Raw genomic sequence first — 8,223 nt, 5'->3', positions numbered from 1 at the left:
ACAGGCTGGAAAGCCTGTTCCACTATAACAAAGACACCTCTTTGAATTGACGACATAAGAACATTTAGTCAATTTTTAGAGATGCCCTATATTGATCAGTACAAAAACCCAAAACGGAATGGCGAGTGGAAACGTCTTGGGGATTTCTATGTTGATACGAAATACAATGCCGACTCCCATAAAAAAAATATCATTCATACCCTAGCTTCTTTGCATATTTCTGATGCCAATATAAAAATATCATTCAGGTGAAATTGCTAGAACACCATTAACTCTTAATATAAAGGAGTGAAATACCAGACAATGAATTCGGAAAAGCTCATCATATTCGACACCACTTTACGTGACGGGGAACAATGCCCAGGCGCCAGCTTGAATATCAAAGAAAAGCTCGAAATTGCCCGGCAACTGTCCCTGCTCAAGGTAAATGTGATCGAAGCGGGCTTTCCGGCGGCTTCTCCTGGTGATTTCGAGTCGGTCAGGCAAATCGCCAAGGAAGTCCGAGGCGCCAGCGTCGCTGGCTTGGCGCGGGCTTTAGAAAAAGACATTGAGGCCACCGCCCGGGCTTTGGAAAATGCGGAATCGCCCCGAATTCATATTTTTCTCTCGACATCCAAATCCCATCGCGTTCACATGGTCAACAAGGCCAAGGAAGAAATTATTGAAATGGGCGTCAAGGCCATCCGCTTTGCGAAAAAGTATTGCGATGATGTTGAATTCTCGCCGATGGACGCCACACGCACGGAAAAGGAATTTTTGGTCGATGCGCTTGCGGCCATGATCGACGCCGGGGCCACAACGGTGAACATTCCCGATACGGTGGGGTACACGATACCGGGCGAGTTTTCCGATTTGATTCATTATTTAAAGAAACACACTCCGGGAATCGACAAGGCCGTCATCAGCGTCCATTGTCATAATGATCTAGGATTGGCCGTCGCCAATTCTCTTGCGGCGGTACAGGCAGGAGCCCGGCAGGTGGAATGCACTATCAACGGCATCGGCGAACGAGCCGGGAATGCGGCGATGGAAGAGATCGTCATGGCTCTGAAAACCCGCAAGGATTTTTTTGGCATCGACACTGGAATCGACACGAAACATATCATGGCCTGCAGTAAGCTGGTCAGCAGTCTCACCGGTTTTTTTGTGCAGAGAAACAAGGCCATTGTCGGTAAAAATGCGTTTGCGCATGAGTCGGGAATCCATCAGCATGGCTTTCTTAAACAGAAGGATACGTTTGAGATCATGGACCCTGCGGATATCGGCGGAGAGGAATCGGAACTGGTGATGGGCAAACACTCGGGCCGCAATGCGCTTCAGCACAAATACAAGAAGTTGGGCTACGACCTGACTCAGGAAGAGCTTGATGTGGTGTTCCGGGAGTTTAAAATTCTTGCCGATGAGAAAAAAGAAATTTTCGAGGACGATATCCTCACACTAATCCAAAAGTCGAGATGGTCCGAGGAGAGTTTAAACACCTACTCGTTAGCCAGAATCACCAGTCATTTTGAAACGGGACATCCTCCCGAAGGAACCGTAGAGCTGACCAGTAAAGACGGCAAGTCGCACGCGGCGACGGCGACGGGAGATGGCCCTGTCGATGCCATTTACAACGCCATCGATAAAATCACCGGCCTGACTTGCAAACTCTTGGATTACCAGGTGATGTCCAAAACCCGCGGCAAAGACGCGCAGGGAGAAGTCAACGTCCGGGTCAGCCATGAAAACCGGGAAGTACTCGGCAAGGGCGCCGGGGTGAACACCATTGAGGCCAGCGGCTTTGCCTACCTCAACGCCATCAATAAGCTGTTGATAAAATCCAAGTCGGGACCTGTGGGCGGTGGAGAATTACCAGGGCCCTGAACGGACCTTTTGCTTATGACGATTAAAGAAAAAGATAACCTGTTCACACAAACCGGCCCCACGGAAAAGTTCGAGTTCAATGAATCCGTAGCCCGAGTGTTTGACGACATGCTGGAAAGAAGCGTTCCCATGTATCGGGAATGCTTGGAATCTGCCGTGGACTGGTGCACCCGGTTTGCCCGGCAAGGAACTCATGTTTACGACCTGGGCTGTTCCACAGGCACGCTGATGAAGCGCCTGACAGATCGACTCCCGACGGACTCGGGAGTTCGGCTTGTGGGCATCGACAATTCCGGCCCCATGCTTGTGAAGGCACGGGAAAAACTGGCGACCTCTCCCCTGCCCTGCAAACTGGTGGAGGCTGATCTGAATGGAGATTTTTCTTTAACGAACGCCAGTGTCGTCATTATGAATTACACCCTCCAGTTCCTTCCCCCTGAGCGGCGGCTGGACCTCGCCCGTAAGATTTTTCAGGGATTGAACGACGGGGGATTGTTGATTCTGATCGAAAAGGTAAAAAGCGATAATCTTAAATTCGATAAAACGTTTATCGAGTTTCATCATGCGCATAAAAAAGCCCAGGGATATTCCCAATTGGAGATTGCCAGAAAAAGGGAGGCTTTGGAAAATGTTCTGACTCCCTGGACCGTTGGAGAAAATATCAACCGGCTGATGGAGGCGGGTTTCGCTTCAACGGAGTTGTTTTTTAAATGGAACAACTTCGCCGGTTTCGTTGCATTGAAATAAAAACTATTGTATTGTTAAGGACTTATGGAGTCTCAAGATGCCAAGCTACGATCATACCTGTAATAAATGCAAAAAAGATTTTGTGGTGGAAATGAAGATTTCTGAGGTGGGCAATAAGGAAGTCACCTGCCCTGAATGCAAATCCGCAGACGTCAGCCGCAACGTCACCAATAACTCCTTTAAAGGCGAAAGCATCAATCGCTATACCTGGGATAAATAATCACTGTAGACGGATCCTAAATACATGCTGACCCAAGCCGAACCTCTGGTTAAAAGCAAAAAAGTCCCCGGACGCATTGGAGAACTCGTCCAGTTTCCGTTGCAGCGAGTTCATATTGAACTGACCAACGTCTGTAACTTTGACTGCACATTTTGTCCCAAGCAGGAGATGACGCGCAAGTATGAATACATGGATTACGAACGCGTCTGTGCCATCATCGACCAGGTCGCCGAGTACAACCTTGCGGAGAAGATCACTTTCCACGTGATGGGCGAACCGTTCATGCATCCTCGGTTTTTCGATATTCTCGACTACGCGGCGAAGCTCAATGTCAAAACGGGCATCACCACCAACGGAACTTATTTGGACGAGGAAATGGCCGCCCGCCTGGAAAAAGTGACGGTCTCGCAATTGAACATTTCCCTGCAAACACCGGATGAGGAATCCTATAAAACCCGGAAATCCCGGCGCATGGAATTCGATGAATATCAAAAACGCATCCTGAGATTCATCAGCGCCTGCCTCAAGCACAAGACTCCGCCGAAATTAAAAGTCCATTTTTTGAACACCCAGATTAAATCAGACGTTCCGGGGGAAGATTGGTCGCTCGGAACCATGAACGTGATCAACAACACCAACGATTTGCGCAAGACTTTCAGCCGCTGGGCCAAAGAAGTCCACAAAGTCTGCCCACCCATGAGTGCTGAAGAAATCGCCGAGGTTGAAAAGCGGATCGAGAAATTATCCACGTTCAAATGGAACGTTGTGAACGTCGCGCCAAATATTTTCTTCGAGACTTATATCCTCGACACCTGGGGAAACGCTTTCGTTGGCGATGGCGTCATACCGACAAAAATTGGCTACTGCAGTGCCTTGACAGATCATTTTGCCATCCTCTGCAACGGCGACATGACGTACTGTTGCAAGGATTACAACGGCAATACCAAATCAGGGAATGTGTTTGAACGGCCCATCGTGGATATCCTGAACAATGAACACATCATTGCCGCGATTGAGGGCTTCAAGGATAATAAAGTCGTCCATCCCTACTGCCAGAAATGTCTGGGAGGTAGCACCCGATTAAAATCCATCGGTAACGCCCTGGGGTCGATCATCATTTGGAAATACCTGAAAAACTTTTTCTATAAAAAGGCTTAACACCAAGAGTCGGGATGTAGCGCAGCCTGGTAGCGCACTTCGTTCGGGACGAAGGGGCCGGAGGTTCAAATCCTCTCATCCCGACCATATTTTATAATGGGTTACGGTTTAAGCCGTAGCCCATTTTTTGTAATGGCTAACGAACCGGCTAACATTTGAAGCTAAATTCGTACTCAAACCCCCTCCCACTATAGTCCCACTTGTGCGAGATTTCCTCTAAGGTAGCCGATAGGGATCATTGCGGTTTTGAGGCTGGCAACCTATATTTATCTGGCAGGGTTAGATGATGAGAGGAGGTCAGTCGTGTTAGTTGCCGCTATTGAGAGAAACCAAGCGTCTAAGGGTGACAAAATCGTGGCAAGAGTTATGCCCTCCCTACGATCCGCGTCAATTGCAATAAGAGATGAGCCTTCAAACTTTCGTAGGCAACTCCCCGGGAGAGATTTGCGAAATGAGGATAGAAGGCATGGTGACCGGCGCAACCGGCCCTCTGAGTCAACCGCCCAATCCTTTCAAATTGGAGGCCCTGATTACATCGTTTCTTTGAGCGAATCTGCAAGGAAATATCGAGGTCAACCCTTATCTTAAGCCTCCTCCCGCACCCTCAATTAACCTCTCCCCTCCCCTTAGTCGCCACAATCAATTCCAGTTCGTCCAGGACTTCCTTTGAGGTCAATATCCCCTTACGCTCCAGGACGTTGATCAGAGCTTCCAACTGGTAGGCATTTGACAGGGCCAGTTCTTCAACAGTCACGGTCTTTCGCTCTTTTGGGTCTTCTGGCATGGTTCAACCGTCATTTTATTTATGGCAATCTGCAACCATCAGTTTGTTGGTAATTATAGGCCCTGCCGCTTTCGCAGTTCCCCAAACCACCCGCCCAGATCCCATTTCATCCAATTGAAAAAGGTAATGTTCTAAAGCCCCTGCAGGGTAAAAGACCATTATTAAAATCGTTCCCTTTTTAGGGTCTGCATAAAGCACTTCCACCAATGCCCTATCTTCTTTAACGCTCCTAGTTTTATTAATGGCATCCTTAATGATAATGTCCGGCTTTTCTCCATCCATGGTAAAAATAATCTGCCCTTTGGGAATTTGATCCGGTTGCCATCCCTCTTCATCAGCAGGGACAATGCCACCGGGAAAAAAATATGCATACCCTTTGGAGCCACCACAAACAGTAATTACGTCAGCAGAAACTTGACAAATTGAACAAAAATAGAACGCAAGGGCAAAGAGAATAATCCTTTTCACGAGCCACCTCTGAGGTTTTGGGATGCCTGGTATTATTTCAGGGGGAAGATATTGTCAAACTAGGTTATTATTGGCGCATGTTCAACATATTCTTTGTCTTTTTATTGCTAATGGTTCCCGCTCCCGCCGTTTATGGAGAAATAATTTCAGAAGGGTATTATTCTTTTGAACCGCTCGATTATATAGTTGAAGGGGAAACAGTTGGTTGTGGGTTCGAGATTACGGCCATAAATAAAGAAATATTATTTTTGGATGCCTCTGTTAACCTAAATTATTCCAAGAAACCTAAGTCATTACTCATGCATAGTTGCAACCAATTTCCTAAGGTTTCACTTTAGATGAATTTTATTAGCATATCCTGGGAAGTTGTTCCCCCGCGAGCATCTGCACCACCCGCTTACCGCCAATGGGTGAGCGCATGAGCACCATTTCAGGGTGGTCCACCACCACTTCCCCTATAACAGCTGCCTCCGCTCCCAGAGGATTTTTTCGTAATTGCCATAAAACTTTATCCGCATCCTGTGGAGCGACCACCGCCACGAATTTTCCTTCATTGGCTACGTATAACGGATCGAGCCCAAGCAGTTCACACGCTCCCCGGACTTGATCCCAAATGGGAATGCTGGTCTCCGTAAGTTCGATGCCGACTTTAGATGCCTGGGCAATTTCGTTCAACGTGCTGGACAGACCGCCCCGGGTCGGGTCGCGAAGGCAATGGATGTTGGCACTGACTTCCAAAATCTCTCGTATCGGAGCCGCAAGGGACGCACTGTCGCTTTTGAGTTCGGTTTCAAAATCGATCCCCTCGCGCACGGACAAAATCGCAATGCCGTGGTTGCCGATGGCCCCGCTTAATCGGAGAAAAACCCATCGTCTGCCTCAACCGCTTTTCTGAAGACAGCGACGAGGAAATCGACCGCGTCCGCAAACATTGTGAAACCGTTCTCCAGGTACCTTTCGTCGAAAGCAATGTGTTCGCGGAGGGCGGAAAAGGCGGTCTGGAGCTTGCGCGGATCGTAGTGAAACATGCGGAAAAGGCATCGTCCCCGTTTCATCCCCTGTACGACTGGAACGATGCGGTGACCACCAAAATAGAAACCGTCGCCCGCGAGATGTATGGCGCAAAAAAAATCATTTACACCAAGAAAGCTGAACGGGATTTAATGTCCATAGAGAAACTGGGCTACGGCAACCTGCCGGTGTGTATCGCCAAAACGCCAACCTCTCTCACCGATGATCCCAAAATCTATGGCAGGCCCGAAAACTTCCCGGTCACCGTGCAGGAAATCCGGATCGCCGCCGGAGCCGGATTTCTGATCCCCATCACCGGCGACATCATGCGCATGCCGGGGCTTCCCAAAAATCCCCAAGCGGAAAATATTGATGTTGCGGAAGGAAAGATCCTGGGAATTAAATAATGGGCACCTCTAAAAATTAGTATTTACAGAAAATAGAATCGTGTGCAAAAGTTTCTTAAATCAGTGGCACGGGCGACCTATCCTTAAATTTTATGCGGAAGTGCGGAATTTAATTCCGTGCGGACAGGCAGGAAAGCCTGTCCTACTAAAACAAAAGACGCTTCTTTGAATTGGCGATTCGGTGCCGGTGTTAATTTTTAGAGATGCCCATAAATGAGCTTCTAGCCATTCGGGACAGAGGGGTAAGCATGAACCTTGTCACCCGGCCCCGACATAGAAACAATCCACACCCCACGGTCATTCAAAAGATGCACATAATGCGTGTCCAATAAAGCTTGAATGTGCTCACCCCATTCGATAATAGTTCTCTCAAAATTTAAACGCCTTTTTTCCATCATAAGGATTCCAGTTCCAGATGCCCCTGAGACCATGGAGGTTGCTGCTTGCTTAACTCCTTAAACTCTCACCCAAGAGGATTTTCATAAAATATATAGCTGGTGGAATAATCACTGAATTCAAAATAAACTTTTTTCTCCCCTGGGTCTTTAACGAGGTTTTTATTTTCGTCCAGGATACCGTAACCATAACGATACGGTCTGGGGGCATTGCCGCTGGTGCTGACCGCAGTAGAAATCTTATCAATTTTAATAAAGCGTTTGACAAGTTCAGTCCCTGCATAAATATCCAGAACGCCATCGGTTCCGGTATAGTTTTGAACGGACCTGCCTATTTTGTTCTGGGCTTCCTGCGTGCATCCTGTGAAAACTAATAAAAAAATCATCGTAATAAAAAACAGTATTCTGTTCATAATCCCCTACCCTCTGTTTGAGTCTGAATTCTTAAATTTATTTCAGAACAATAACAATGGTGTCGTTTGCATAAGGCCATAAGATAAATGTATTTCCCCTACTATAGAGGCAATCCGGTTTTTAGAAACTTGTTTACCTCCTGAACCATAGCCGATTCAATCATCTTGCTGGTGTTTACCCAGTCTGCTAAAAGTTTTGCCAAAAACGGAGGCATACCAAGTAAATCGTCCATACCCGGTTTTGCGTGGACAGCTTTCCCCTCTTTGAACCATACTTGCGGAGCCAATGTGAACCGAGCCGGGAAAGAATCTCCGTTAGTGATTATTTTACAAACCACAGGTTGCCGGGGAACTTCCAGAACCTTCTCGTTTAGAAGGGCAGTAAAAATCTTTTCACGGGCAACGGAAACTTTGACCTGGCAGGCTGCATTCCGCACTACACCCGCCGTGGTCGCTTTCAAGTCCTTTTGAATTTTTTTATCCAAATCAAATTTTAATGTGCAGTCAATATTTTTAAATGCGGGGTTCTGGAGCTTGGCAATGCAAGGTTGGGCGGAAACATTGTCTAATGCCTCAAGTGGGAAGGTATTAAAACAAGCTAATAAAAGTAATATAAACCCAATCAGCCAGGGCTCACAGCCTGTGAGAAAGTTTTTCAATGAAGGCATTAAGTTTTATTTCTCCTCAATACTGTCCGGTTAAATTCTTGAGATTGTTGCTATAGCATTTTCTGAAAAATAAATACTCTATTTTTCAA

11 protein-coding genes and 1 tRNA gene are annotated in these 8,223 nt (G+C 47.1%); 6 read left to right on the top strand and 6 right to left on the bottom strand.

Annotation, left to right across the window (positions count from 1 at the left end):
* Positions 1–75: 75 nt before the first annotated feature.
* Positions 76–198, bottom strand: coding sequence for a hypothetical protein (locus O3C58_13815; GenBank protein ID MDA0692927.1), 123 nt, complete (start codon positions 196–198; stop codon positions 76–78).
* Positions 199–303: 105 nt separating this feature from the next.
* Between O3C58_13815 and O3C58_13810 the strand changes: the two genes are divergently transcribed.
* The 5 genes from O3C58_13810 (at position 304) to O3C58_13790 (ending at position 4,075) form a co-directional block, all read left to right on the top strand.
* Entirely contained in the window at positions 304–1,863 is a 1,560-nt protein-coding gene (locus O3C58_13810) for a 2-isopropylmalate synthase (GenBank protein MDA0692926.1), read from the top strand.
* A 15-nt stretch (positions 1,864–1,878) separates the two neighbouring features.
* Complete coding sequence (gene cmoA, locus O3C58_13805) at positions 1,879–2,610, top strand: carboxy-S-adenosyl-L-methionine synthase CmoA (GenBank protein ID MDA0692925.1); 732 nt, start codon at positions 1,879–1,881, stop codon at positions 2,608–2,610.
* Between the two features lie 37 nt (positions 2,611–2,647).
* On the top strand, positions 2,648–2,830 hold the full coding sequence (locus O3C58_13800) for a hypothetical protein (protein MDA0692924.1): 183 nt from the start codon (positions 2,648–2,650) through the stop codon (positions 2,828–2,830).
* Between the two features lie 24 nt (positions 2,831–2,854).
* Complete coding sequence (locus O3C58_13795; GenBank protein MDA0692923.1) at positions 2,855–3,988, top strand: radical SAM protein; 1,134 nt, start codon at positions 2,855–2,857, stop codon at positions 3,986–3,988.
* Positions 3,989–3,998: 10 nt separating this feature from the next.
* Positions 3,999–4,075, top strand: a tRNA-Pro gene (locus tag O3C58_13790).
* Between the two features lie 517 nt (positions 4,076–4,592).
* Here O3C58_13790 and O3C58_13785 read toward each other — a convergent pair.
* The 3 genes from O3C58_13785 to O3C58_13775 all read right to left on the bottom strand — a co-directional run bounded on the left by O3C58_13785 (position 4,593) and on the right by O3C58_13775 (position 6,083).
* Entirely contained in the window at positions 4,593–4,772 is a 180-nt protein-coding gene (locus tag O3C58_13785; GenBank protein ID MDA0692922.1) for a hypothetical protein, read from the bottom strand.
* Between the two features lie 15 nt (positions 4,773–4,787).
* Entirely contained in the window at positions 4,788–5,240 is a 453-nt protein-coding gene (locus O3C58_13780; GenBank protein ID MDA0692921.1) for a hypothetical protein, read from the bottom strand.
* A 348-nt stretch (positions 5,241–5,588) separates the two neighbouring features.
* On the bottom strand, positions 5,589–6,083 hold the full coding sequence (locus tag O3C58_13775; protein ID MDA0692920.1) for an AIR synthase-related protein: 495 nt from the start codon (positions 6,081–6,083) through the stop codon (positions 5,589–5,591).
* Between the two features lie 68 nt (positions 6,084–6,151).
* On the opposite strand from O3C58_13775, the gene O3C58_13770 reads away from it, so the two are divergent.
* On the top strand, positions 6,152–6,658 hold the full coding sequence (locus O3C58_13770) for a formate--tetrahydrofolate ligase (protein ID MDA0692919.1): 507 nt from the start codon (positions 6,152–6,154) through the stop codon (positions 6,656–6,658).
* Between the two features lie 463 nt (positions 6,659–7,121).
* Here O3C58_13770 and O3C58_13765 read toward each other — a convergent pair whose 3' ends face one another.
* A complete protein-coding gene (locus O3C58_13765) occupies positions 7,122–7,466 on the bottom strand; it encodes a hypothetical protein (GenBank protein MDA0692918.1) in 345 nt (114 codons plus the stop codon).
* A 101-nt stretch (positions 7,467–7,567) separates the two neighbouring features.
* The gene (locus O3C58_13760; protein ID MDA0692917.1) at positions 7,568–8,134 is read right to left on the bottom strand and encodes a hypothetical protein; all 567 of its coding nucleotides are present in this window, start codon (positions 8,132–8,134) and stop codon (positions 7,568–7,570) included.
* Positions 8,135–8,223: the final 89 nt, after the last annotated feature.

Source organism: Nitrospinota bacterium (genome assembly GCA_027619975.1).
Classification (GTDB): domain Bacteria; phylum Nitrospinota; class Nitrospinia; order Nitrospinales; family VA-1; genus JADFGI01.
Note: the sequence above shows the minus strand (reverse complement) of the source record. Positions and strands in the feature narration are given on the sequence as shown.

What these genes read in the sequence shown, in the direction of transcription:
- O3C58_13815 (MDA0692927.1), bottom strand. Translation starts at nt 198, where the DNA reads ATGAATGATATTTTTTTTATGGGAGTCGGCATTGTATTTCGTATCAAC.
- O3C58_13810 (MDA0692926.1), top strand. Translation starts at nt 304, where the DNA reads ATGAATTCGGAAAAGCTCATCATATTCGACACCACTTTACGTGACGGG.
- cmoA (MDA0692925.1), top strand. Translation starts at nt 1,879, where the DNA reads ATGACGATTAAAGAAAAAGATAACCTGTTCACACAAACCGGCCCCACG.
- O3C58_13800 (MDA0692924.1), top strand. Translation starts at nt 2,648, where the DNA reads ATGCCAAGCTACGATCATACCTGTAATAAATGCAAAAAAGATTTTGTG.
- O3C58_13795 (MDA0692923.1), top strand. Translation starts at nt 2,855, where the DNA reads ATGCTGACCCAAGCCGAACCTCTGGTTAAAAGCAAAAAAGTCCCCGGA.
- O3C58_13785 (MDA0692922.1), bottom strand. Translation starts at nt 4,772, where the DNA reads ATGCCAGAAGACCCAAAAGAGCGAAAGACCGTGACTGTTGAAGAACTG.
- O3C58_13765 (MDA0692918.1), bottom strand. Translation starts at nt 7,466, where the DNA reads ATGAACAGAATACTGTTTTTTATTACGATGATTTTTTTATTAGTTTTC.
- O3C58_13760 (MDA0692917.1), bottom strand. Translation starts at nt 8,134, where the DNA reads ATGCCTTCATTGAAAAACTTTCTCACAGGCTGTGAGCCCTGGCTGATT.